25 protein-coding genes are annotated in these 25593 nt (G+C 49.0%); 23 read left to right on the top strand and 2 right to left on the bottom strand.

Translation table 11 applies throughout. From position 1 onward, the window contains the following. Positions 1–27: 27 nt before the first annotated feature. Positions 28–1041, top strand: coding sequence for an NAD(P)H-dependent glycerol-3-phosphate dehydrogenase (locus SHK35_RS04130; protein ID WP_318708727.1), 1014 nt, complete (start codon positions 28–30; stop codon positions 1039–1041). 80 nt (positions 1042–1121) lie between these two features. On the opposite strand, the gene metF is transcribed toward SHK35_RS04130, so the two are convergent. Then, positions 1122–1976 (bottom strand): methylenetetrahydrofolate reductase [NAD(P)H], encoded by an 855-nt coding sequence (gene metF, locus SHK35_RS04125; RefSeq protein ID WP_318708724.1) that lies wholly within the window; start codon positions 1974–1976, stop codon positions 1122–1124. A 132-nt stretch (positions 1977–2108) separates the two neighbouring features. Here metF and SHK35_RS04120 point away from each other — a divergent pair, with 132 nt between their 5' ends. From SHK35_RS04120 to spoIVA, 4 genes are all read left to right on the top strand, one after another. Then, positions 2109–2924 (top strand): AAA family ATPase, encoded by an 816-nt coding sequence (locus SHK35_RS04120; protein ID WP_318704178.1) that lies wholly within the window; start codon positions 2109–2111, stop codon positions 2922–2924. A gap of 24 nt (positions 2925–2948) precedes the next feature. Then, on the top strand, positions 2949–4157 hold the full coding sequence (locus tag SHK35_RS04115; RefSeq protein WP_318704180.1) for a VWA containing CoxE family protein: 1209 nt from the start codon (positions 2949–2951) through the stop codon (positions 4155–4157). Positions 4158–4171: 14 nt separating this feature from the next. Next, positions 4172–5395, top strand: coding sequence for a tyrosine--tRNA ligase (tyrS, locus tag SHK35_RS04110; RefSeq protein ID WP_318708721.1), 1224 nt, complete (start codon positions 4172–4174; stop codon positions 5393–5395). A gap of 89 nt (positions 5396–5484) precedes the next feature. Continuing rightward, complete coding sequence (gene spoIVA / locus SHK35_RS04105; RefSeq protein ID WP_318708718.1) at positions 5485–6966, top strand: stage IV sporulation protein A; 1482 nt, start codon at positions 5485–5487, stop codon at positions 6964–6966. Positions 6967–6989: 23 nt separating this feature from the next. On the opposite strand, the gene SHK35_RS04100 is transcribed toward spoIVA, so the two are convergent. Beyond that, positions 6990–8420, bottom strand: coding sequence for an ArnT family glycosyltransferase (locus tag SHK35_RS04100; RefSeq protein ID WP_318708716.1), 1431 nt, complete (start codon positions 8418–8420; stop codon positions 6990–6992). Positions 8421–8596: 176 nt separating this feature from the next. Between SHK35_RS04100 and SHK35_RS04095 the strand changes: the two genes are divergently transcribed. The 18 genes from SHK35_RS04095 to SHK35_RS04010 all read left to right on the top strand — a co-directional run. Next, positions 8597–10222, top strand: coding sequence for a glucosyltransferase domain-containing protein (locus SHK35_RS04095; protein ID WP_318708715.1), 1626 nt, complete (start codon positions 8597–8599; stop codon positions 10220–10222). A 57-nt stretch (positions 10223–10279) separates the two neighbouring features. Beyond that, entirely contained in the window at positions 10280–11101 is an 822-nt protein-coding gene (locus tag SHK35_RS04090; protein ID WP_318708713.1) for a purine-nucleoside phosphorylase, read from the top strand. A gap of 40 nt (positions 11102–11141) precedes the next feature. Continuing rightward, entirely contained in the window at positions 11142–11582 is a 441-nt protein-coding gene (gene cdd / locus SHK35_RS04085; protein ID WP_318704192.1) for a cytidine deaminase, read from the top strand. After that, a complete protein-coding gene (locus SHK35_RS04080) occupies positions 11579–12880 on the top strand; it encodes an amidohydrolase (RefSeq protein WP_318704194.1) in 1302 nt (433 codons plus the stop codon). Before cdd ends, SHK35_RS04080 begins: the two co-directional genes overlap by 4 nt. Before the next feature lie 45 nt (positions 12881–12925). Beyond that, on the top strand, positions 12926–14611 hold the full coding sequence (locus SHK35_RS04075; RefSeq protein WP_318708711.1) for a MutS-related protein: 1686 nt from the start codon (positions 12926–12928) through the stop codon (positions 14609–14611). Positions 14612–14655: 44 nt separating this feature from the next. Then, a complete protein-coding gene (locus SHK35_RS04070; RefSeq protein WP_318704198.1) occupies positions 14656–14784 on the top strand; it encodes a hypothetical protein in 129 nt (42 codons plus the stop codon). Position 14785: 1 nt separating this feature from the next. Further along, entirely contained in the window at positions 14786–15505 is a 720-nt protein-coding gene (locus tag SHK35_RS04065; protein ID WP_318708708.1) for a YjjG family noncanonical pyrimidine nucleotidase, read from the top strand. A 1-nt stretch (position 15506) separates the two neighbouring features. After that, a complete protein-coding gene (locus SHK35_RS04060; RefSeq protein WP_318708706.1) occupies positions 15507–16508 on the top strand; it encodes a helix-turn-helix transcriptional regulator in 1002 nt (333 codons plus the stop codon). 21 nt (positions 16509–16529) lie between these two features. Then, positions 16530–17711: a pyridoxal phosphate-dependent aminotransferase gene (locus tag SHK35_RS04055; RefSeq protein WP_318704203.1), complete on the top strand. Its 1182-nt coding sequence runs from the start codon at positions 16530–16532 to the stop codon at positions 17709–17711. A gap of 215 nt (positions 17712–17926) precedes the next feature. Continuing rightward, on the top strand, positions 17927–20116 hold the full coding sequence (nrdD, locus tag SHK35_RS04050) for an anaerobic ribonucleoside-triphosphate reductase (protein WP_318708705.1): 2190 nt from the start codon (positions 17927–17929) through the stop codon (positions 20114–20116). 197 nt (positions 20117–20313) lie between these two features. Continuing rightward, complete coding sequence (gene nrdG, locus SHK35_RS04045) at positions 20314–20826, top strand: anaerobic ribonucleoside-triphosphate reductase activating protein (RefSeq protein WP_318708704.1); 513 nt, start codon at positions 20314–20316, stop codon at positions 20824–20826. Positions 20827–20872: 46 nt separating this feature from the next. Beyond that, entirely contained in the window at positions 20873–21385 is a 513-nt protein-coding gene (locus SHK35_RS04040) for a deoxyuridine 5'-triphosphate nucleotidohydrolase (protein WP_318708703.1), read from the top strand. A gap of 98 nt (positions 21386–21483) precedes the next feature. After that, on the top strand, positions 21484–22947 hold the full coding sequence (locus tag SHK35_RS04035; protein ID WP_318708701.1) for a spore germination protein: 1464 nt from the start codon (positions 21484–21486) through the stop codon (positions 22945–22947). A gap of 102 nt (positions 22948–23049) precedes the next feature. Beyond that, a complete protein-coding gene (locus tag SHK35_RS04030) occupies positions 23050–23913 on the top strand; it encodes a DegV family protein (protein ID WP_330628801.1) in 864 nt (287 codons plus the stop codon). Positions 23914–24031: 118 nt separating this feature from the next. Then, positions 24032–24481, top strand: coding sequence for a GNAT family N-acetyltransferase (locus SHK35_RS04025; protein WP_318705661.1), 450 nt, complete (start codon positions 24032–24034; stop codon positions 24479–24481). A gap of 63 nt (positions 24482–24544) precedes the next feature. Next, on the top strand, positions 24545–24715 hold the full coding sequence (locus SHK35_RS04020; protein WP_318705662.1) for a spore coat associated protein CotJA: 171 nt from the start codon (positions 24545–24547) through the stop codon (positions 24713–24715). Further along, positions 24712–24966: a spore coat protein CotJB gene (locus SHK35_RS04015; protein ID WP_318705664.1), complete on the top strand. Its 255-nt coding sequence runs from the start codon at positions 24712–24714 to the stop codon at positions 24964–24966. Before SHK35_RS04020 ends, SHK35_RS04015 begins: the two co-directional genes overlap by 4 nt. Continuing rightward, the coding region (locus tag SHK35_RS04010; RefSeq protein ID WP_318708699.1) for a manganese catalase family protein at positions 24967–25593 on the top strand (627 nt) is incomplete at its 3' end.

The raw sequence follows: 25593 nt of genomic DNA, 5'->3' as shown, positions 1-25593 counted from the left end.
ACTAAAAAACCGCAGAAAAGAGGGCGTATGGCAAAAATCAGTATAATCGGCGGCGGAAGCTGGGGCATTGCATTGTCTGTCCTGCTGCACAACAACGGACACCAGGTTACGGTTTGGTCCGCAGTGGAAAGCGAGATCGCCATGCTTCAAAAGGAGCATGAGCACAAAATGCTTCCGGGAGTGAAGCTTCCGGAGGATATGAGGCTTACTACGGATGATAAAGAGGCTGTGGAAGGAAAGGATCTTTTGGTGATGGCCGTAGCCAGCTCCTATACCAGAGCCACGGCCCATCGGTTAAGCGCCCTTGTGGAGAACAGGCAAAAGATCGTAAACGTGGCAAAGGGCATTGAGGAGCACACGTTGATGACCCTTTCGGAAATCATAGAGGAGGAAATTCCGCAGGCGGACGTGGCGGTAATGTCCGGTCCCTCCCATGCCGAGGAGGTAGGGCGCGGCATTCCCACCACTATCGTTGTGGGGGCAAAAAGCAAAAAAACGGCAGAGTACATACAGAATCTATTTATGAATCAGGTCTTTCGTGTGTACATCAGCCCCGATATGCTGGGAATGGAGCTGGGAGGAGCGCTGAAAAATGTGGTGGCTTTGGCTGCCGGAATTGCGGACGGACTGGGATATGGAGACAATACAAAGGCTGCGCTGATTACCAGAGGGATTACGGAGATTGCCAGACTGGGCACTGCTATGGGAGGAAAATTTGAAACCTTCTGCGGACTTACGGGAATCGGCGATCTGATTGTGACCTGCGCCAGCATGCACTCCCGAAACCGCCGGGCAGGAATCCTCATCGGACAGGGCCATACCATGGAAGAGGCCATGGCAGAGGTGAAAATGGTGGTGGAGGGTGTGTACTCCGCCAAGGCAGCCATGGAGCTTGCGGCAAAGTACCAGGTACAGCTTCCGATTATCGAACAGGTAAACGCCGTTTTGTTTGAGGGGAAAAAGGCAGATCAGGCGGTGAAGGATTTGATGCTGCGGGACAGAAAGCTTGAGGTGTCCGACCTTCCCTGGGAAGAGGAGTGATCGGAAGAACGGCGGCTTAAAAGAGTAGAGAAAGAAATCTGAAAAGGGACGTTTCCACTGGGGGAGCGTCCCTTCTTTTTTTATTGGAGAGCCTTTACGATCTCGGCGGCAGTTTCCGGTTTGTTCATGGTGTAGATATGTATGCCGTCTGCCTGATTTTGCTGCAGATCCCTTATCTGCCGGATAGCGTAGTCAATGCCTGCCTTGCGCATATCCTCCGGGCTGTCCCCGTAAGCGGCCACGATATCGGAAAGAGCCTTGGGGATGCTGGAGCCGGAGAGGGAAATGGTGGTGCCGATCTGCTTTGGCGTGGTGATGGGCATGATGCCTGCGCAGATGGGAAGGGTAATTCCCTTAGCGGCGGCTTTTTCCCGGAAGGCATAAAAAGCGTCGTTGTCAAAGAAAAGCTGTGTGATCAGAAATTCCGCGCCAGCCTCCTGTTTGCGCTTTAAATTCTGCAAATCAGATTCCATACTGAAGCACTCGAAATGCTTTTCCGGATAGCAGGCGCCAGCCAGATGCAGATTGGAGTGCTCCTTTAAGAACACCATCATATCGTTTGCATGGGCGAAATCTCTGCTTTCAAATTGTTCGTCTGTCATATCCCTGGGACGATCCCCGCGAAGGGCAAGCACATGGCTTATGTTGTTTCGGGCAAGCTCTTCGCATACGCTGAGAAGGTCCTCTTTTCGGCTGCCCACACAGGTCATATGAGCCAAAGCGTCAATATGCAGTGTGTTCTGGATGTAAGAGGCAATCTCCACTGTTTTTTTGGAGCGGCTTCCTCCGGCGCCGTAGGTAACGCTGATGAAATCAGGCTGCAGGCTTCCGAGAGCGTCCAGGACCTCAAAGGCCGCTTCAAATTCTCCGTCCTTTTTTGGGGGGAATACCTCAAAGGAGAGGGTCTTTTTTTGTTTGAATAAGTCGGTTATCATAAAATATGCTGTCCTTTCCGTAAATATTTATGTGCCGCTGCCGGCATGATATTTTTGATATATTTCTTGATTTTGAGACAGGAATATCGTAACATGATGGTAAATGAATTTCAAGAAAGAAATGAGGACAATATGGAAAATCAGGGATTTCAGGGAACCAAGGATTATGTGGCCAGCGATGAGCTTATGGCAAGCGTAAATATAGCCATTGCGTTAAAAAAGCCCCTTCTGATCAAGGGAGAGCCGGGCACGGGAAAGACCATGCTGGCGGAGGCTGTGGCAAAGGCGCTGGGCAAGCGGCTGATCATCTGGAATATCAAGTCCACCACAAAAGCGCAGGAAGGCCTGTATGTGTACGACACCATACAGAGGCTCTACGACGGACAGTTCGGCGAGGAGGGCGTTGACGATATTGCAAGGTATATCAAGCTGGGCAAGCTGGGAGAGGCCTTCGACAGCGAGGAGCAGGTGGTGCTTCTGATCGATGAAATCGACAAGGCGGATCTGGAATTTCCCAACGACCTTCTCTGGGAGCTTGACCAGATGGAGTTTTATATTCACGAAACCAAAAGAACCGTAAAGGCGAAGCACCGTCCCATTGTAATCATCACCTCCAATGCGGAAAAGGAGCTGCCGGACGCTTTTCTTCGCCGCTGTATTTTTCACTACATCGATTTCCCCTCCAAGGAGCTGATGGAGGAGATCGTAAGGGTGCATTTCCCGGATGTGGAGGAGCATCTGCTTAAAAATGCCATGGAGGTGTTCTATGATATCAGGTCTATCCGGGATATCCGCAAAAAACCAAGCACCTCGGAATTGATTGACTGGGTCAATGCGCTTCAGATCGGCGGAATTTCTGCGGACACCATAAGGAGTGCGCTGCCCTTTGTGGGTGTGGTGGTAAAAAAGGACGAGGATCTGGAGATTGTGCGGCATTCCGGTGTTTAACCAGGTGAAGGAAAGAGGAAGCGGATGTTTATAAACTTTTTTGAGAACCTGCGCTCCAAGGGGCTTAAGGTGACTTTAGGAGAATGGCTGACCCTGCAGGAGGCTCTGGACAAGGGGCTGTGCGGCAGCTCCCTTACGGGATTTTATTATGTGGCGCGCATGATTCTGGTAAAGAGCGAGACCGATTTCGACAAATTTGATATGGCCTTTGAGGAGTGCTTTAAAGCTGCGGGACACGAGACGGAGGTGGGGGCGGAAATGCTCAGATGGCTGGACAAGTCCGATATGATGGAGCTTGCCCACGAGGAGGCCAGAAACCACTTAAACCAGATGGAGGATATCCAGGTGGACAAGGAGGACGTGGAGGAGAAATTCAGGCAGCGTCTGAAGGATCAGGACAGCGAGCATAACGGCGGCAGCTTCTGGATCGGCACTATGGGAAAAACCTCCTTTGGAAATATGGGCGGCAATGTAGGCGGCGTCCGCGTAGGCGGAAAGACCGGCTATCAGTCTGCCTTTTCCGTAGTGGGCGCCAGAAAGTACAGGGATTTCAGGGACGACAGAGTGTTAGACAACAGGCAGTTTCAGATGGCCTTTAGAAAGCTCAGGCAGTTTTCCAGCCGCCTTGACATTCCGGAGACGGAGCTTGATATTGAGGGTACTGTGGACAAGACCTGCAATAACGGCGGCTGCCTGCAGATCGTTATGAAAAAGCCCAGGAAAAATGCGGTGAAGCTTCTGCTGCTCATGGATTCCGGGGGCACCATGATCCCCTTCAGCAGTCTTTTGAATGATCTGTTCCAGGCGGTGCATAAATCCAATCATTACAAGGATGTAAAAACCTATTATTTTCATAACTGTATTTACAGCAAGCTCTATAAGACCCCGGAGTGTGAGAATGGGGACTGGGTGGATACAGAGTGGGTGTTCCGCAATGTGGACAGCGACTATAAGGTGATTATCGTGGGCGACGCGGCCATGGCGCCGGAGGAGCTTTATTCCGACACGGGCAATTACAGAGGGCCAAACGGAGGCCTGTCCGGCTATGAATGGCTGAAGCTGTTAAAGCGCAAATATAAAAAGGTAGTCTGGCTCAATCCCAAGATGGCGCCCGGGAAGGCTCCCTGGAGGGAGGCTGAGACCGCTATCAAGGAAATGTTTCCCATGTATAAGCTGACAGTGGACGGCCTGAACCAGGCCATGATAAAATTGATGGTAAATAAAGGAAGATAAAGGAGCAGAAAAAAATGACGGTATTTGAGGAATTGAAGGCGAGAGGGCTGCTGGCGCAGCTGACGGACGAGGAGGAAATCAAGGAGTTAATCAATAATGGAAAGGCTACCTTTTATATTGGCTTTGATCCTACGGCGGACAGCCTTCATGTGGGGCATTTTATGGCGCTGTGCCTGATGAAAAGGCTGCAGATGGCCGGGAATAAGCCCATTGCGCTTTTAGGAGGCGGTACGGGCATGATCGGAGACCCCTCCGGGCGCAGCGATATGCGGACCATGATGACAAAAGAGACCATTGACCACAATGTGGAATGCTTTAAAAAGCAGATGAGCCGTTTTATTGATTTTTCTGAGGGAAAGGCGCTTATGGTCAATAATGCGGACTGGCTGCTTGACTTGAATTATGTGGAGCTTCTGCGGGAAGTGGGAGCGTGCTTCAGCGTAAACCGGATGCTGACGGCGGAATGCTACAAGCAGCGCATGGAGAAGGGCTTGAGCTTCCTGGAATTTAACTATATGATCATGCAAAGCTACGACTTTTTGATGCTGTATCAGAAATATGGCTGCAATATGCAGTTTGGCGGAGACGACCAGTGGAGCAACATGCTGGGAGGAACGGAGCTGATCCGCCGCAAGCTTGGCAAGGACGCTTATGCCATGACCATCACGCTGCTCTTGAATTCCGAGGGAAAGAAGATGGGAAAGACCCAGAAGGGAGCTGTATGGCTGGACCCCAACAAGACCTCGCCTTTTGAATTTTATCAGTACTGGAGAAATGTGGCGGATGCGGACGTGTTGAAATGTCTGCGGATGCTTACCTTCCTTCCCATAGAGCAGATCGACGAGATGGATGCGTGGGAGGGCAGCCAGTTAAATGAGGCAAAGGAAATTCTTGCCTTTGAGCTTACCAAGCTTGTGCACGGGGAACAGGAGGCCCAAAAGGCAAAGGAGAGCTCCAGGGCGTTGTTTGCCGGAGGAAACGCCGCAGAAATGCCTACCTGCAGGCTGACAGAGGAAGATTTCAAGGAGGGAACCATTGACATTCTGGGTGTGCTTGCAGTATCGGGCCTGACCGCCTCCAGATCAGAGGCAAGACGGGCCGTGGAGCAGGGCGGCGTGGCCGTGGATGGAGAGAAGATCACCGATATCAAGACGATTTACAGGCCCGAGGATTTTGACGGAGACGGCATTGTGGTAAAGCGGGGCAAGAAGAATTTCAAACGTGTTGTAATGGGCTGACAGGGATTTTTCACAGGACAGGCTTCAGGCAGGCATGAGACTGGGAGGCACCGCATATACATATAGCAGTAACATTAGGAGGCTGTTATATGGAATATGCGGTAAATACATACGAGCTTTATCACGATATACAAAAACGCACCGGCGGTGAGATATACATAGGGGTGCTGGGACCAGTAAGGACGGGGAAATCTACCTTTATCAAGCGGTTTATGGATGAGATGGTACTGCCCGGCATGGAGGATGAGCATGCGAAGTCCAGAGCCCAGGACGAATTGCCCCAGAGCGCCGGCGGAAAAACCATAACCACCACGGAGCCCAAATTCATCCCCAACGAGGCGGCGAAGGTGACCTTAAACGGGGATATTCAGGTTTCCATCCGCCTGATAGACTGCGTGGGCTACATGGTGGAGGGCGCTGCGGGGCATCTTGAGGAAAATCAGGAGCGGATGGTGAAAACCCCTTGGTTTGACTATGAGATTCCCTTTACCCAGGCGGCACAGATCGGCACGGATAAGGTTATGAACGACCATTCCACCATAGGCTTGGTGATCACAACAGACGGAAGCTTTGGGGAGATTCCCAGGGCCAATTATCTGGAGGCCGAGGAAAAAACCATTCTGGCGCTGAAAAGCTTAAGAAAGCCCTTTTTGGTGCTGGTAAACAGCCAAAGACCCTATTCCGAGGAGGCCAAAAAGACAGCATCGGAAATTTCCGAAAAATACGGCGTGTCCGCCATGCCGGTGAATTGCGAGCAGCTCAAAAAAGAGGATATTAATTCCATTCTGGAAAACATCCTGTATGAGTTTCCCATATCAGCGATTGAGTTTTATATGCCCAAATGGGTGGAAATGCTGCCCGGGGACAACCGCATGAAGCGCGATCTGGTGGAAAAAGTAAGGGGGCTTATGAAGGACTATGATACCATAAAGGACGTGCTGGCAAACCCTGTCCAGCTGGACAGCGAGTACATCAAGCGGTGTAAGATGGACGGCATCAGCCTTTCCGATGGAATGGTAAAGGTTCTTTTGGATGTGGACGACGCATTTTACTATGAAATGCTTACGGAAATGGTGGGAGAGACCATTGCGGATGAATATCAGCTGATCAGCAGACTGAAGGAATTTGCGGCCATGAAAAAGGAGTATACCAAGGTGCTGGATGCAGTGAATATGGTCCGCATGAAGGGATACGGCGTGGTGACGCCCGACAAGGAGGAAATTGTGCTGGATAAGCCGGAGCTGATCAAGCACGGCAACAAGTTCGGCGTAAAGATAAAGGCGTTCAGCCCCTCCATACATATGATCCGGGCCAATATTGAAACGGAGATCGCTCCCATTGTGGGAACGAAAGAGCAGGCGGACGATCTGATCCGGTATATCAATCAAGCGGAGATGGATCAGGGCATCTGGGACACCAATATTTTTGGAAAAACAGTGGAGCAGCTGGTGAATGACGGCATCAGCTCCAAGGTGGCCGCCATCGGGGATGAGAGCCAGGCAAAGCTTCAGGATACCATGCAGAAGATCGTCAACGACAGCAACGGCGGCATGATTTGTATTATCATCTGATTGCATTATCACCTGAGCTGTTTTTATGGAGCCGTGGGATGAAGTTCATAATAGGGAAAAGCGTATCCGTAGACAGTAATAAAAACAGAAAGCAGGATCAGTACCCCGACGACAAGGCATACGCCTGTGGAGAGACGGTTAAAAAACAGTTTCTCTGCGGGCGTATCTGTCTGTCTGCAAAAAACCTTACTGCAAAAATGCGCTCCCGCTGAAACAGCCTTGTAAAGCCCCCGGATGCAATAATAAGAAAAGGGAATCAGCATAGGCAGAATATACCTGCCCTGGGGCTGATAATCGATGGCGTAGGAATAGTACAGGCTTAAAAGAAAGGGCATCGCCATGCAGAAAATCATATTTGCATGGAAAAATCTTCTGAAAAAAGGACGGTCTGGGTATAATGCCCCGGCGCCTTGGCCGGGAAGCAGAATGCAGAGCGCCACACAGACCGCAAAGAGGAGCTTGTAAAAACGGTAAACCCAGAGACTTGTGACAATGGTCATGGGGCCGTAAATGCCAATAAAGCTTAAAAGCGTCAGATTTAGGAAATCGGAGGTTACAAGCATCTCCCACAGGGAATAGCCCTGGCTCTGCCAGGTGATGCGGGTGTCCGGATGAAATTCCGGGAGGGCATACAGAGAGGCGCACAGGTCTCTGGATTTAAGCCCCAGAAAGTCCCCGTCGTAGAGGATAAAGCTCCTTACAAACCACCAGCCGATGCCCAAAAGAACCAAAAGGCTGATGAAGATTCCCTTTTTGAGAAAGGGGCGCCAGGAAAAGGAAATTCCTGTGTGGGAACCGGAAAAAAAGTAAGCTGTAAACAGAAGGATGCAGCTCAAAATGTATCCGTAGGCGTTATAATAGGACAGCGCACAAAAGATGATGCCGATAGCCAGCAAAATACAAGAGGAAACACGAAAGTGATCCTGAATTCCCCTGGTGAGCCCATAGAGCATGATGGCGATAGACATCATGCAGCAGGAATCCGTGTTCACATAAGTATGCACAAAGATGCTCTGGGGAAGAAACATTACCAGAAAGGAAAAAAGCCAGGAAAAGCGCCTGTCGGCAAACCATTCTCTTCCCAGAAGCAGCACAAATACAGCCATCACAAGGCCGAATATAAAATCTACCAGACGGGCAGAATACAAAAGCACAGCTTCCGAGGAGGAAAACAGTCCTGCAAGCCGCATCATAAGCCCCTGGAAAATATAAGGAAGGATGGGCTGGAAGCCATAGGAAAATCCATAGCCCCCGATGCGGATGGATTCCTCGTAGCCGTTGGGGAGACTGCCGTTTGCCGCGATATACTGGGGAATCAAATACCGGTTGTACTCATCAGGAGGATTGCCGAAGGACTGCTTTAGAAGCATGGATAATCCAATGATGAAATAGAGGGCAAAATACAGGAAAAATATGATATGATCCGCATGCAGGCGGTGTGTTTTTGATTTCATGGCCAAAGTTCCTTATCCTGTTTTGATTGACGGGGCAGACTTTTGTCTGCCCGCACATATGCTAATAGTAACATATAATTGAATATAACACAAATGAATTGCTTTTTATCCCCAGGTTTTGTATAATAAATCTATTCAAAGAAAGAGCATCATTTTGACAAAAAGGAATTGAAATTGTGAGAGAATATAGGAAAAACCAGGCTTTTGAAAAGGCAGGCGCTTTCTTCAGGGAGTACCGGGGCCGTATTGTGTGCCTGGGGCTGTTTGTTTTTTTATTTCATGGTGCAAAGCTGAATTCCCCTGTAATCGGTATTGATACGGAGGACATTATTAAGCTCCAGGGAGATTTTTACGGCGGATGGCTGACAACGGGCAGACAGGGACTGGTGCTTTTAAAGGGACTTTTGGGGATGCTTGATTTCAATCCCTATTTTGCAGGACTTTTGACGCTGGTCTTTTTGTCAGCAGCCGCTTTCGCCTTTTTTTGGCTGTGGGATAAAACGGCGGGAGGACCGGGGAGCTTTGCAGGCTGGTTTCTGGGAGGGCTTCTTTGGATTTCTCATCCCATTATGACAGAGCAGTTTTATTTTTCCCTGCAGAGCGCAGAGATATGTGCAGGATTTCTGCTGACGGCTTTTGCGCTTTTCCTGACGGCTCAGGGGGTGAAAAGGAGACATTTTCTTTTCTTTTTGGGGAGCGGGCTTCTTCTGCTTCTTGTTTTTTCCCTTTATCAGGTTTTTGTGGTGGTATACATTTTCGGAACCCTGTCTCTTTTGCTGCTGCAGGGCACATCCGGGGAAAATGGTGGAGAAGGGGAAACGGCAGGCTTAATCCGGCAGCTTTTGGCCCATGCGGGGGTTTTTCTTGCTGCTTTTTTTATCAACCAGCTGATTACCAGATTGTTTTTTGGCGCTTCGGACTATTTGCAGGGACAGATTTTGTGGGGCAAAAGAGACTTTGTGGATAATCTGAAGGGGGTTTTGGGCCATGTGGTTAAAGCATGTACCGGATATGACTCCATCTATTACACCATAGGCTATGGGCTGCTATGTCTTTTGACCTTGCTTTTATTTGGAGCTGTCAGCTTAAATGGAGGGGCAGATTCTGCAAAGGGCAGGAGTACGAAAGGAAAGAAGCTTCTCCTATGGTTCTTCTTAGCTGCGCTGTTTCTTACGCCGTTTTTGATGACGATTGTCTGCGGGGGAGCCCCGGCTGTGCGCTCACAGCTGGTTCTGCCTGTTATGACGGGATTTCTGGGGTATTTTGATGTGCATCTGTGGAGGACAAGGCTGGAAAGCAAAAATCCCCAGAGAGAGAAAATGCCAGGAGCCTGTCTGGTGTTGGCTCTCTGCATGGGGGCAGTCTGCATTGTGACTGGCTGGATGCAGCTTCAGGTGACAAGCAGGCTGTATTACACGGACAGAATGCGTTACGAACAGGATGCGGCGATGGGAAGAGAGCTGATTACACGGCTGGAGCAGGTCAGAGGACAGGACAGCCTGCCGGTGATTGTAATTGGAAAAAAGGAATTTGAGGGAAACAATGCCTGTCTTTTGGGCGAAGTGATCGGCCGCAGCTTTTTTGACTATGACACGGATGTGGAACCGGCTTTTTACTGGAGTACCAGACGGATATTGGGCTTTCTTCATATCTTGGGGAAGGACTATGCCATGGTGAGTGAGGACCGGGTGGAGCAGGCCATGGAATACAGTACCTATATGCCTGAATGGCCTGCGGAAAACAGCGTTCAGGTCTGGGACGGGATGATTGTTGTGAAGTTAAGTCATTTTGTAGCAGAATAAATTACAATATCAAAATTGCATTACAAAAATATAGGATCAGGGAGGCAGAAGCAAGGTATGAATGTAGTATATGAAAAGCTGATGAAATGCTGCGAATGTGTGCGGAAGGAGACGGATTTTGTGCCAAAGGCAGCCATTGTGCTTGGCTCCGGCCTTGGGGATTATGCGGAAGAAATACGGGTGGAAAAGGAAATTCCCTATGAAGGAATTGAGGGATTCCCAGTGTCCACGGTTCCGGGACATGCCGGGAAATTTATCTTCGGCTATATCGGAGAGGTTCCCGTGGTGTGCATGAAGGGAAGAGTCCATTTTTACGAGGGCTATGACGTGAGGGATGTGGTGCTTCCCACCCGGCTTATGAAGCTTTTGGGAGCGGAAATTCTGATTCTTACAAATGCGGCGGGAGGTGTGAACGCCTCCTTCTATCCGGGGGATTTGATGTTGATAAAGGATCACATTTCCCTGTTTGCTCCCAATCCTTTGATTGGGCCAAATATAGATGAGCTGGGAACGCGGTTTCCGGATATGAGCAGTGTCTATGACGAGAGTCTATGCGAGCTGCTCCGGGAGACTGCTATGGAAAACGATATTCCTCTCCAGGAGGGAGTGTATGCCCAGCTGACGGGGCCATCCTTTGAATCACCGGCGGAAATCCGCATGCTGCGTCAGCTTGGCTGCGACGCAGTGGGTATGAGCACGGTGGTGGAGGCCATTGCCGCCAATCACATGGGAATGCGCATCTGCGGAATTTCCTGTATCAGCAATCTGGCGGCAGGCATGACGGACCAGCCCCTTACCCATGAGGAGGTGCAGGAGGCCGCAGATATGGCGGCGCCCCGTTTTAAACAGCTGCTGACAAAATTTGTGGAAAGGCTGTAAACCCTGTGGGGGATGAAAGCTGTGTTAAGGCAGGACACATATGGGACAGGATGGAAACAAGATGGAAAAGGCTTTGGAAAAAAAGCTGGTAAAGGAAGCCCTTGAGGCGAGGAAGCGCTCTTACGCCCCTTATTCTCACTATCAGGTGGGAGCGGCCCTTTTGACCTGGGAGGGAAGGATATACCAGGGTGGAAATGTGGAAAACGCCTCCTACGGCGCCTGCTGCTGTGCGGAGCGAAACGCCATCTTTCGGGCGGTGAATGAAGGGGAGCGCAGGTTTTTGGCCATTGCGGTGGCCGGCGGCATGGAGGGAGAAGCTCCCAGGGAATATGCCTTTCCCTGCGGCATCTGCAGACAGGTCATGAAAGAGTTTGCAGATGAGGACTTTCTGATTTTTGTGGCGAGAAGTGAGGATGATTACAAAAGCTATTCCCTGGGGGAATTGCTGCCTTATGGCTTTGGAGGGAACTCAATCATATGAATATACGTTTATACAATGCAAAGATTCTTACGATGGAAAAGGACAGACCAGTTTTTGACGGAGAGGTCTGGGTAAAGAACGAGAGAATTGTCTATGTGGCGGAGGAAGCGGAGTTAGAAAGCGAATGGGACCGGGATATTCCCAGGATCGTCTGGGATATTGAGATCGACTGCAAGGGAAATCTTTTGATGCCGGGCTTTAAAAATGCGCACACCCATTCCGGAATGACCTTTCTGCGATCCTTTGCGGATGATGTGCCCTTGCAGAAATGGCTGAATGAGAAAGTTTTTCCCATGGAGGCCAAGCTGAGCGGCGAGGATATCTACCATCTCACCAAGCTGGCGGTGTTAGAGTATGTGACCTCCGGCATTACTTCTATTTTTGATATGTATTTGACGCCGGACACGGCTGCGGAGGCATGTCTGGACACCGGCATGCGGTGTGTGCTGGTAAGCGGCCTGAATAATTTCAGCTCTTCCTTAGAACAGGTGGAGGCAGAATATCTGAAATGGAACCGGAAAAATTCCCTGATCAGCTATCAGCTGGGATTTCATGCGGAATACACCTGCTCCAAGGAGCTTTTATGGGATATCTGCCAGCTGGCGCACAAGTATCATGCGCCTATCTACACCCATCTGGCGGAAACACAGACCGAGGTGGAGCAGTGCAGGGAGAGATATGGTATTACACCGGCTGTATTTTTGGATTCCCTTGGAATGTTTGAGTATGGCGGAGGGTGCTATCACTGTGTGCATATGACACAGGAGGATATGGACGTATTCCGCAGACGCAGATTATATGTCATCACAAACCCGGCATCCAATTTAAAGCTTGCCAGCGGCATTGCCCCCATAGCACAGTTTCAGAAGAGAAAAATTCCGGTGGCCATCGGTACGGACGGGCCTGCAAGCAATAACTGCCTGGATATGTTCCGGGAAATGTTTCTGGTGTCAGGACTGAGCAAGGTTCTGGAAAATGATGCCTCCAGTCTGGACGCTATGGATGTGCTGCGTATGGCCACAGTAAACGGAGCCAAGGCCATGCGGCTAAACCGCTCTGATGTGCTGGCTAAGGGGAAATATGCGGATTTGATTATGATTGATTTAAACCAGCCCAATATGCAGCCGCTGCATAACATTCCCAAAAATCTGGTGTACAGCGGAAGCAAGTCCAATGTGTGCATGACGATGATCAACGGGAAAATTTTATATTATAAGGGTGAATTCAACGTGGGAGAAAGTCCCGAGAGAATTTATCAAAACTGCAATGAGATTGTAAAGCGCCTGCTTTCCCAGTAGGGATGGGGCGCTGGGAAAAAGAGAAGGAAGAAGTTTAAATTTAAAATGGAATTATTTTTGTTTTTTTTGGCAGTCGGTTTATTTTTGCTGGCTGTCTTTATCCGGGAAGGGATTTTGGCCAAAAAGCAGAAGCAGAGATTTATTCAATCTCTATACGAGGATTTTGGAACGCTGCCCCAAAAGGAATATGCGCTGGAACGCTATGCGCGCATGGGAAGCTTTTTTCACAAGCACGAAAAAGAAGGGCAGATAGATGATATCACCTGGAATGACCTGAATATGGATGATATTTTCAAACGGCTGAATTATACCTTTTCCGCTTCCGGGGAAGAATACCTGTATTACACACTGCGCACGCCGAGGCAGTCTGTGGAGGAGCTTTCTCATCTGGAGGAGGTGACGGAGTATTTTCTGGGACATCCCGACGAAAGAGCAGGGGTGCAGCTTCTGATGCGGAAGCTGGGGTATACGGGGAAATTTTCCCTCTACGACTATCTGGATAATCTGAATTATCTGGGAAAGAGAAGCAACGCAAGACATTACCTGATGGATGGTTTGTTTGTGCCCTTTCTTTGCATACTTCCTTTTTGGTATACCGTTGGAATCTGTGGGATTGTAGTGTTGATTCTCTTTAACATTATCTCTTATTTTAAGGAGAAAAACGAGATCGATCCCTATATTACCAGCTTTGCCTATGTGATGCGTCTGCTGACTGTCTGCGACGGTCTGCTGAAAATAGAAATTCCACCCTTAAAGAGGGAATGGGAGGAAATGGAACGCTGTAAAAACGGTCTGAGCGGTATGAAAAGGGGTTCCTTTTGGGTCTTTTCCAGCAACCGCAACGCTTCCACCGGAAACCCTCTTGATATTGTGATGGACTATATCCGCATGACATTTCATGTGGATTTGATCAAATTCAACAGGATGCTTTCACAGCTGACGAAGCATCTTGCGGATGTGGACGGTCTGATTACATGTGTGGGATATGTGGAGACAGCCATTGCCATCGGAGCCTTCAGGGTTTCCCTGGGGGAGGAATATTGTGTGCCAAAGCTTGGAAAAGGGGAGGAGCTTGTGCTTGAAGGGGCCTGGCATCCCATGCTTTCTGATCCGGTGAAAAACAGCATTGCCGCTGAAAGGGGTGTTTTGCTGACCGGCTCCAATGCCTCGGGCAAATCTACGTTTCTAAAAACGGTGGCGGTAAATGCCATTCTTGCCCAGACCATTCACACCTGTCTGGCAGCAAGCTACAGCGCTCCCTTTTTTCACATTTATTCCTCTATGTCTCTGCGGGATGATATGAAGGGCGGCGAAAGCTATTATATTGTGGAGATCAAGGCACTGAAACGGATTTTGGATGCGGCAGAGCGGACAGAGGGAAAGGTATTGTGCTTTGTGGACGAGGTGCTTCGGGGCACCAATACCGTGGAGCGGATTGCGGCCTCCACCCAGATTTTAAAGAGCCTGACGGGAAGCAATATTTTGTGCTTTGCCGCCACTCATGATATTGAGATGACCGATCTTTTGCGGGATTTCTTCGACAATTATCATTTTGAGGAGGATATCAGGGACGGGGATGTATTTTTCAACTATCGGCTGATGAAGGGAAAGGCAGCTACCAGAAACGCCATCAAGCTTTTGGAAATCATGGGCTATGAGAAGGAAATCATAGAAAAGGCATCCAGACAGGCGGAGCGCTTCCTTTCCACCGGAGTGTGGGAGCTTGCCTGAAGAGGGAACCGGAAAGCGTGCGGCAGAGGAAAGAGAGGTTAGAAATGATTCAATTTGTAAACACTTTTTTGTCTTATTTTGTATTACTTGCAGTGATTGCGGCGGTGGGAGCTGTGGGGATTACCCTGGGCATCTTTCTGCGAAAGAAAAAAGACGCGAAGGAGAACCACTGAAATGAGGTTTACCACTGTGCTTTGGGATGTGGATGGAACGCTGCTTGATTTTTCCTATTCCCAGAGATATGCCATTACAAAATGCTTTCATTCCATCGGCAGAGAGATTACAGAGGAAATGATAGAGCGGTACGCGCAGATCAACGACAGCTTCTGGAAGCGGCTTGAGCTGGGAGAGATCACAAAGAAGGAGCTGCTTCCCGGCCGGTTTCTCGCCCTGTTTGAAGAGTACCATATTACCGGTGTGGATGTGGAGGCCTTCCGCAAGGAGTATCAGGAGGCTCTTGGCAGCGTCTATTGCTATATTGATGATTCCCTTGACGTCTGCAGATTTCTTCAAGGAAAGGTCAAACAGTATGTGGTTACAAACGGCGTGGCCTCCACTCAGGAAAACAAGCTTAAGCTGTCAGGCTTAAGGGATGTGATGGATGGGCTCTTTATCTCTGAAAACATAGGAGCGCCAAAGCCTCACAAGGCATTCTTTGATTACTGCCTTTCTCATGTGCAGGAAAAGGATAAGAAGAAAATTCTGATTGTGGGAGATTCTCTTTCCAGCGATATCAAGGGCGGCTTTCTGGCGGGGATATCCACCTGCTGGTACCGCCCGGAGGGAACCTTAAATACCTCTGAGCTTTTACCGGACTATGAAATAAGCGATCTGCATCAGATTTATGATATTCTATTGCGCGATTCCTACGCTGCGCCTGGGAATGGGGAGTAAAATGGCAAAATCATCGGGACAAAAGCTGAAGCTTTTGTACATAATGAAGTTTCTTGCGGAAAATACGGACGAGGACCATCCCATGAGCACCTCGGAGCTGATAGAGAGGCTGGAGGCTCAGGGAATCCATTCGGAGCGCAAGAGTATTTACGACGATATCTCCAAGCTGTGTGATTTTGGATATGATATCATTCAGGTTCACAGCCGACAGGGCGGAGGCTATTACCTGGCGGAGCGTGAATTTGAGCTGGCGGAATTAAAGCTTTTGGTTGACGCAGTGCAGTCTTCACGGTTTATTACCACAAAAAAGTCCAGGGAGCTGATCGGCAAGCTGGAGCGCATGGCCGGAAAATATGACGCGGGCAAGCTGCAGAGGCAGGTTTATGTGGCCGGGCGGGTGAAAACGGAGAATGAAAGCATTTATTATAATGTGGACAATATCCACCGCGCCATTCAGGAGAATAAAAAGATTTCCTTTACTTATCTGGACTGGAATCTGCAAAAGGAGCTTGTGCCGAGGAAAAACGGGGACAAGCAGGTAAGTCCCTTGGCCTTGATCTGGCGTGAGGAAAATTATTACCTTGCCGCATTTGACGGTGAGGATAAAATCATGAAGCATTACAGAGTGGATAAAATGGGGAATGTGAAGGTGCTGGATGCGAAACGGGAGGGCGTCCGCCAATTTGCGGATATGGACCTTGCATCTTACGTGAACCAGACCTTCGGCATGTTTGCCGGACAGGAGGAGAGCGTGACCCTTGCGTTTCCCAACCGGCTGGCCGGTGTGGTGCTGGATCGCTTCGGCAGGGAATCGTCCATCCGCCCTTTGGAGGATGGACAGTTTCACATCCGTGTCCGGGTGGCAGTCAGCGGGCAGTTTTTCGGCTGGCTTGCGGGGATCGGCCAGGAGGCCAGAATCGTGGGACCAGAAGCAGTAAAGGAAAAATACAGAGCCTGGCTTTTGGCTATTTTGAATGGAGAACCCCATCAGGGGAAAGAATAAGAGGGAAAGAAGGAATTTGTCATGGAGATTCATCCTGCCCAGAGAATGGAGGCATTTGAAGCGGGAATTTTTCAGGTGCTGGACGAAAAGAAGAAGGTATATGCGGCCTCGGGGAGAAAGGTTTACAATTTCAGCGTGGGCACGCCGGACTTTCAGCCTCCGGAGCACGTTATGGATGCGGTGGCAAAAGCGGCGGCCATTCCGGAAAATTATAAGTATGCGCTTTCGGACCTGCCACAGCTTACCCAGGCGGTGATTGACCGGTATCAAAGCAGATACGGCGTGACGCTTTCACCGGAGGAAATCATGAGTGTGTATGGCTCCCAGGAGGGCATCGCCCATATCGGGCTTACCCTTGCGGACCCGGGAGATATTGTGCTTGTGCCGGACCCGGGTTATCCTATTTTTGCCATAGGCCCGGCGCTTGCAGGTGCAAAAATTGAAAAATACCGGCTCACAAGGGAGAATGATTACCTGCCGGATTTGGAGGATTTGGGAAAGAGGTATGGCCACAGAGCTAAATTTATGATCGTGTCCTATCCTTTAAATCCGGTGGGCAAGGCTGCGCCGGATTCCTTTTATGAGAAACTGATACCCTGGGCGGCGGAAAATGAGATTTTTTTGCTCCACGACAATGCGTATTCGGATATTATATTTGACGGCAGGACGGGAAAGTCTATTTTGTGGTTCCCCGGGGCAAAGGAAGTGGCGGCAGAGTTTTATTCTCTCTCTAAGTCCTTCAACTACACAGGGGCCAGAATGGCTTTCCTTGTGGGAAACCGGACAGTGGTGCAGAATTTCAAAAAGCTCCGGTCCCAGATTGACTATGGAACCTTTCTGCCGGTGCAGTACGGAGCCATTGCGGCCCTGACGGGACCGGATCATATGGTAAAGGAGCAGTGCAGGGAATATGAACGGCGCAGAAACGCTCTCTGCGACGGCTTTACAAAATTGGGATGGCCCTTTGAGAGAAGCCAGGGAACTATGTTTGCCTGGGCAAAGATACCTGAGGGCTTTTCGGATGATGTAAAATTTGTCATGGAGCTTTTGGAAAAAACGGGAGTGCTCTGTACGCCGGGAAGCAGCTTCGGAGAGCTGGGCAAAGGGCATGTAAGGTTTGCGCTGGTGCTTCCTGTGACGGAAATAGAGGAGGCTTTGGAATGTGTAAAAAAGAGCGGAATTTTGAGTGCCGGAGGGATGTAAAAAGCTTGTAAAAGTAATGTCAAGCATTTTTCACAAAAAAGGCACCTAAATTTCAGGTGTCTTTTTGTATATTTTTCATGTCCCTTCCACGTTGACATCCGGAGGATTCTTTTTTATACTATATTATACACGCACACAATATATTGCCTGTTAAAAATAAGGAACACAACATATAGTGTTGAAGCGGGCCGAAACAGATGAAGGGAATGGAGTATATGATCAGTAGTTTGGAACAGACAGGTACGGAAAATGAAAATTACGGTGCAGAATACAGACCGTTAAAGGATGTCTATGTAATTAAAAAGGATGGAAGCCGGGAAGCTTTTAACGTTCAGAAGGTGATTAACGCTGTGGGAAAAAGCGCATACCGGGCCTTGACAAAATTTACGGACGAAGAGAAAAGACATATCTGCCAGTATGTTGTGGATAAGGTAGACGAGCTTGAGGCAGATGAAATTCCGATTCCCATTATGCACAATATTGTAGAAAGCGCCTTGGAGCAGGTAAAGCCCGTGGTTGCCAAAAGCTACCGGGATTACCGCAATTACAAGCAGGATTTTGTGCGCATGCTGGACGATGTGTATAAGAAGAGCCAGTCCATCATGTATATCGGCGACAAGGAGAATGCCAACACAGATTCCGCGCTGGTATCCACCAAAAGGAGCCTGATTTTTAACCAGCTCAACAAGGAGCTGTATCAGAAATTTTTTATGACCACAGAGGAGATACAGGCCTGCAGGGACGGCTACATTTATGTGCACGATATGTCGGCAAGAAGGGATACCATGAACTGCTGTCTCTTTGACGTGCAGAGCGTTTTGACGGGCGGCTTTGAGATGGGAAATATCTGGTATAACGAGCCCAAGACTCTGGATGTGGCCTTCGATGTGATTGGGGATATTGTGCTCAGCGCCGCAAGCCAGCAGTACGGCGGCTTTACGGTGCCCAGCGTGGACTTGATTTTAGAGCCCTATGCGGAGAAATCCTACAGACGGGGCATTGAAAAGTACACGGGCCTTGGAATCAGTCAGGAGAGGGCGGAGGAAGAGGCTTACAAGGATGTGGTCAGAGAATTTGAACAGGGCTTCCAGGGCTGGGAGTATAAATTCAACACAGTGGCAAGCAGCCGGGGAGATTATCCCTTTATCACGGTGACGGCCGGAACGGGAACGGGCAGGTTTGCAAAGCTTGCCACCATTACAATGCTGAATGTGCGCAGGGGCGGCCAGGGCAAAAAGGAGTGCAAGAAGCCTGTGCTGTTTCCTAAAATCGTATTTTTGTATGATGAGAATCTTCACGGGCCTGGAAAGCCCCTGGAGGATGTGTTTGAGGCTGGGGTAAAATGCTCCTCAAAGACCATGTATCCGGACTGGCTCAGCCTTACCGGAAAGGGATATGTGGCCAGCATGTACAAGCAGTACGGAAAAATTGTGTCTCCCATGGGATGCCGTGCCTTTTTGTCCCCCTGGTATGAGAGAGGCGGAATGCACCCCGCAGACGATGAGGACACTCCTGTTTTTGTGGGAAGATTCAATGTGGGCGCGGTGTCGCTGCACCTGCCCATGATTCTGGCAAAGGCCAGAAAGGAGAGCCGGGATTTCTATGAGGTGCTGGACTATTATCTGAACCTGATCCGTCAGCTTCATATCCGCACCTATGCGTATCTGGGAGAAATGCGGGCATCCACCAATCCTCTTGCGTACTGCGAGGGAGGCTTCTTGGGCGGACACCTAAAGCTGTCTGATAAGATCAAACCTTTGCTGAAATCTGCAACTGCAAGCTTTGGCATTACTGCCCTCAATGAGCTGCAGGAGCTTTACAATGGGAAATCTTTGGTGGAGGATGGCGCCTTTGCCATCGAGGTATTGGAGCATATCAATAAAAGGGTCAATGAATTTAAGGAACAGGACGGGCATCTCTATGCCATCTACGGCACGCCGGCAGAAAACCTCTGCGGCCTGCAGGTAAAGCAATTCCGCAAAAAATACGGCATTGTGGAGGGCGTTTCCGACAGAGAGTATGTGAGCAACAGCTTCCACTGCCATGTGACGGAGGATATCACGCCCATTCAGAAGCAGGATTTGGAGAACCGTTTCTGGAACCTGAGCAACGGAGGGAAAATCCAGTATGTGAAATATCCCATCGACTATAATCTGGAGGCCATCAAGACACTGATCCGCCGGGCTATGGATATGGGCTTTTACGAGGGCGTTAATCTTTCCCTTGCTTACTGTGACGACTGCGGACACCAGGAACTCGAAATGGACGTCTGCCCCAAGTGCGGCAGCCGCAATCTGACAAAAATAGACCGGATGAACGGTTATCTGTCCTATTCCCGTGTACACGGCGACACCAGACTCAACGACGCCAAAATGGCAGAAATCGCCGAACGGAAAAGTATGTGACATAAGCGAGTCAAGCCCACGGATTTTCATGCTCGCATGAAAATCCGTGGATTTGACGAGCGTGCTTCATGAGCAAGGGCGAAGCCCTGCGAATGAAGCCTTGCGAAGCAGAGTCACATGCGCAGAGAGAAATGGGGGCTGCTTCGTAGGGGCAGTGCGCAGACTGTTAAAAATCCGAAAATGAGGACAGAAACGAAATGAGATATCACAATATTACCAAAGACGACATGCTGAACGGGGACGGTCTTCGTGTGGTGCTCTGGGTGGCCGGCTGCAGCCACTGCTGCAAGGAGTGCCACAATCCCATTACCTGGGACCCTGACGGAGGAATTCCATTTGACGAGGCGGCAAAGCAAGAGATTTTTGAGCAGCTGGACAAGGATTATATATCAGGAATCACATTCTCGGGGGGAGACCCTCTGTATCCGGGAAACCGCATGGATGTGCGCAGCTTTATGGCGGAAATTAAGGAAAAATATCCAAACAAGACAATCTGGCTGTATACAGGCGACAGCTGGGAAACCATTTATAACGATCCTATGATGGAGCTTGTAGACGTGGTGGTGGACGGAGAGTTTCATGTGGAAGAAAAGGACCCGAAGCTTTTGTGGAAAGGAAGCAAAAATCAGAGGGTGATAGATGTACAGAAAACACTCAGGCAGGCAAAGCCCTGGGAGCCGGTGCTTCACTGCGCAGACTATGAGGCATAGATAAGTGACAGAGCCCCTTTTGTGGGCGGGAAGGTACGATAGACAGATGCAGAGAATTGCAAAATTTCACAAGGTCAGCGCCGGACAGTTTGCAGAGTCAATGGCGGCAGATTTTCCACAATTTACACAGGCGGATATTCAGGATATGTATGAAAACCTTAAGCTGCCTGTGCGCTCCACCAAGGGGAGCGCAGGGTATGATTTTTTCGCGCCCTTTTCCTTTTCTCTTGCGCCCAATGCCACAATCAAGATTCCAACGGGAATCCGTGTGGAAATGGAGGAAGGCTGGGTTTTGAAGCTTTATCCCAGAAGCGGCCTGGGCTTTAAATACCGTCTGCAGATGAATAACACGGTGGGTATTATTGACAGCGATTATTTTTATTCCGACAATGAGGGACATATATTTATCAAAATGACAAACGCCTCAAACGAGGGCAGGACAGTGGAGGTTCCTGCGGGAACCGGTTTTGCCCAGGGAATCTTTCTGGAATTTGGCATTACCGTTGATGACGACGCCGACGGGGTGCGAAACGGCGGCTTCGGCAGCACGACCAGGTAAACTTTTAAGGCTTTCATTTATAAGAGTATAGAAAGCTCCCTTTCCGGGGACACTGAGAAAAAGCATTTCAGTCAGCCGGGAAAGGGAGTTTGTTATTTATGAAGGAAAACCTAAGCTTTCCGAAGGAAATCTCAGGTTCGCTGAGGAAGGATATGCAGTTTTTAAATCAAATACTGGATGTGGAAAACAATTTTGACGTGGTTCACAGAGTGGTGCATATCGGGGGAAAGGAAGCGTGTATGTATCTGATAGACGGCTTCTGCAAGGATGAGCTGATGCAGAAGCTTTTGCAGTTTTTTATGGAAATCACACCGGAACAAATGCCGGCGGACGCCCATGAAATGTCCAAGCAGGATATTCCCTATGTGGAGGTGGATGTAAACAGCCAGTGGGAGACTATCATAAATGCGCTGCTTTCCGGTGTGTTTCTGCTTCTGGTGGATGGGTTTGAAAAGGCGCTTTTGATTGACTCCCGCACGTATCCTGCCAGAAGTGTACAGGAGCCGGACAAGGATAAGGTGCTGCGTGGCTCCAAGGATGGCTTTGTGGAAACCATTGTTTTCAACACAGCGTTGATCAGACGCAGGATACGAAGCACTGACCTGCGCATGAAAATCATGAATGCCGGTAAAAGCTCCAAAACAGACATTGTACTCTGCTATATGGATGAGAGGGTGGATCACGCTTTCTTACAGGAAATTGAAGAGAAAATCAACAATATTCAGGTGGATTCTCTTACCCTGAACCAGGAAAGCCTGGCGGAATGCCTTTACCAGAGAAAGTGGTATAATCCCTTTCCTAAATTTAAATATACGGAGAGACCGGATACGGCGGCCGCACAGATATTGGAGGGGAATATTGTGATTTTGGTGGACAATTCCCCCTCCGCCATGATTATGCCCGTGACCATTTTTGATGTGCTGGAGGAGGCGGACGACTATTATTTCCCGCCCATAACGGGAACCTATCTGCGCATCACCCGGTTTTTGATTGCCATTCTCACATACCTGGTGACACCCACCTTTTTACTGTTGTCCGCAGAAACGGATCTGATTCCGGAGAGCTTTGCCTTTATCCGGCTGAAGGAGACTCCGAACATCCCCCTGATCTGGCAGTTTCTCATACTGGAGCTGGCCATAGACGGTCTGCGTCTGGCCGCCGTAAACACGCCGAATATGCTGAGCACCCCTTTGAGTGTTATGGCCGCCCTGGTGCTGGGAGAATTTGCCGTAAACAGCGGGTGGTTTTCCAGCGAGGTAATGCTGTATATGGCCTTTGTGGCTATTGCAAATTATACCCAGGCAAATTATGAACTGGGATACGCCCTGAAATTTATGCGGATATTAAATCTGATTTTGACACAGCTGTTCGGATTATGGGGGTATCTGGCGGGAATTGCAGTGCTTTTGATTTCCATTGGGACCAACCGCACCGTATCCCGAAGGAGCTATCTGTACCCTCTATTGCCCCTTGACTGGGAGAAATTGAGAAATCGCCTCATTAGAAGGAGACTGCCCGGAGCTTTCGAACCAAAATCCAAACAATTCTGTGATAAAATTTGAAATCCCGGGTTCATAATGGTATAATGTAAAAAAGCGGGCGAAGCGGCCCAGGGAGCTTAAAAGCTTCCGGGCTGCTCAATCATGATACGAATGGAGGAAATTATGTTTAAAATAATAACGGACTCTACGGCTGATTTACCTGAGGAGTACATAAAGGAGCACGATCTGGGATGTATGAATTTAAGCTATATTCTCGATGGTGTAACCTATGGACACGGCAAGGAGCTTGACTGGAAAGAATTTTATCAAATGATGAGAGAGGGGAAAATGCCAACTACCTCCCAGATCAATCCAGAGGAGGCAAAGGCCTATCTGGAGAAAGTGATCCAGACCGAGAAGGAGGTTTTGTGCCTCTCCTTTTCGTCGGGCTTAAGCGGAACCTGCGGCAATGTGATGCTTGCGGCAGAGGAAATCATGGAAGAGCACAGGGACTGCAAAATCATTGTGATTGACACGCTGTGTGCTTCCCTGGGAGAGGGCCTTTTGGTCCATAAGGCGGTCTGCCTGCGGGATCAGGGCAAAACCCTGGACGAGGTTGCAGACTGGGTAAGGGAAAATCTGCTGCATCTGGTTCACGTTTTTACCGTGGATGATTTGTACCACCTGCATAGAGGCGGAAGAGTGAGCAAGACCGCTGCTGTTTTAGGAACCCTTGCAGGCATTAAGCCGAAGCTCCATGTGGATAATGAGGGGCATTTGATTCTCATAGGCAAGGTGCGGGGAAGAAAAAAATCATTGACGGCACTTGTGGATTATATGGAAGAAAAAATAGGCTCCTATCGCAGTGAAAATGATATTGTGTTTATCAGCCATGGGGACGCCCTGGAGGATGCAGAGGCAGTGAGAGATATGGTAAAGGAAAGGCTGGGAATACAGAATTTCCTCATCAACCGTATCGGCCCTACCATCGGAGCGCATTCAGGACCGGGTACAATCGCTTTGTTTTTTATGGGAGAGTCAAGATAAGGCTCAGAAGAATGTTTTCCGCCGCATTGGGGATGTAATCTCAGATGCGGCGGTTTTTCGCGCCAGATTGTCTGCAGTGGACTATGTGACGGCGCAGATTGCTGAAAGGATTGGGGAAATGAGGCAGGTTGAAATTCAGAAAGCCATGGATAAAAATATGCTGGAAAATTGTCTGGAGATACGCAGGCAGGTTTTTATCATAGAAAAAGGTGTGCCAAAGGAAATAGAAGTGGACAAATATGACTGCCTGGAGGAGGCCTGCAGCCACTTTTTAGTCAGATATCAAAATAAGGATGTGGGAACCATCAGATGCTTAGAGACCTCCAGCGACAGGGTAAGGATTCAGAGATTCTGTTTTTTGAAGGAATACAGGGGACTTGGCCTGGGAAAAATTGTGATTGCATACATTGAAAATTACTATAAAAGGCAAGGATACAGTACAGTTGAAATGGACGCAAAATATGAGGTTTTCGGATTTTATGAAAAATGCGGATACCAAAGAGTGTCCGATGTTTTTATAGAGGCGGGTATTCCGCACGTAAAAATGCAAAAAGAAATCAGAAAATGAACTTCCGGAAGGGGATATCATATTATAGTATTAAACAAAATCTAAGTTTATGAAAGGAATCATATGCAGGACTATTCATTTGACGAACGATTTGACAGATATCCCATTGCCATGGCATATGTGCCCTGGCAGCATTTTGAAAAAATGTATGACGATCTGGACAAAGCCTTCAAAATCGGCACGATCTTTCCTGAATTGAATAAGCCTTTCACAGGAAGGAGATGTGTATCTTGAGCAATAAAGAGCAGATGCTGAAGGATATCAGTATCGTGGATTTTATTCTGGTGGAGTTTGCGCTGTATCTGGATACACATCCGACCGACCGCAATGCCATGGAATATTTTAACCATTACAGCAGGATGAAAAATCAGATGGTGAAGGAATTTTCGCAGAAATATTTCCCGCTCACAAAGGATCTTGCTGAAAGCAATAAGGAATGGAGATGGGGCGCTGCGCCTCTGCCCTGGGAAGGAGCGTGCGGTTAAATGTGGAATTATGAAAAAAGATTGCAGTTTCCTGTAAATATCAAGGAGCCAAACGCAAAGCTGGCCCAGGTGATCATCTCACAGTTTGGGGGACCGGACGGAGAGCTTGCGGCCAGCATGCGTTATCTGTCTCAGAGATACTCCATGCCCTATAAGGAGGTTGCCGGGCTGTTGACGGACATCGGCACAGAGGAGCTCGCACATTTGGAGATGATTGGAGCCATTGTGCACCAGCTGACCAGGAATCTGTCCATGGAGGAGATTGAAAAGAGCGGCTTTGACAAATATTATGTGGATCATACCCTGGGCGTATGGCCCCAGGCCGCAGGGGGAATTCCCTTCAATGCCTGTGAATTCCAGGTAAAGGGTGACATTATCACTGATCTGACTGAGGATATGGCGGCAGAGCAGAAGGCCCGTTCCACCTATGACAATATCCTGCGGCTTGTGAAAGACCCGGATGTGTGCGACCCCATTAGATTTCTGCGGGAGAGGGAGATCGTTCATTTCCAGAGATTTGGCGAAGCAAAACGGGAAGATTGTAGTAAAATCCAAAGGCGCGGAAAGCCCACAAATTCAGCACTTTTGGAAAGTCACTATCAATCAGAACATTTGCAGGACATAGGC

The sequence above is a fragment of the Candidatus Acetatifactor stercoripullorum genome (genome assembly GCF_944382095.1).
In the GTDB taxonomy this organism is placed as follows: Bacteria; Bacillota; Clostridia; order Lachnospirales; family Lachnospiraceae; genus Acetatifactor; species Acetatifactor stercoripullorum.
The sequence above is the reverse complement of the archived record's forward strand: the minus strand, read 5'-3'. Positions and strand labels throughout refer to the sequence as shown.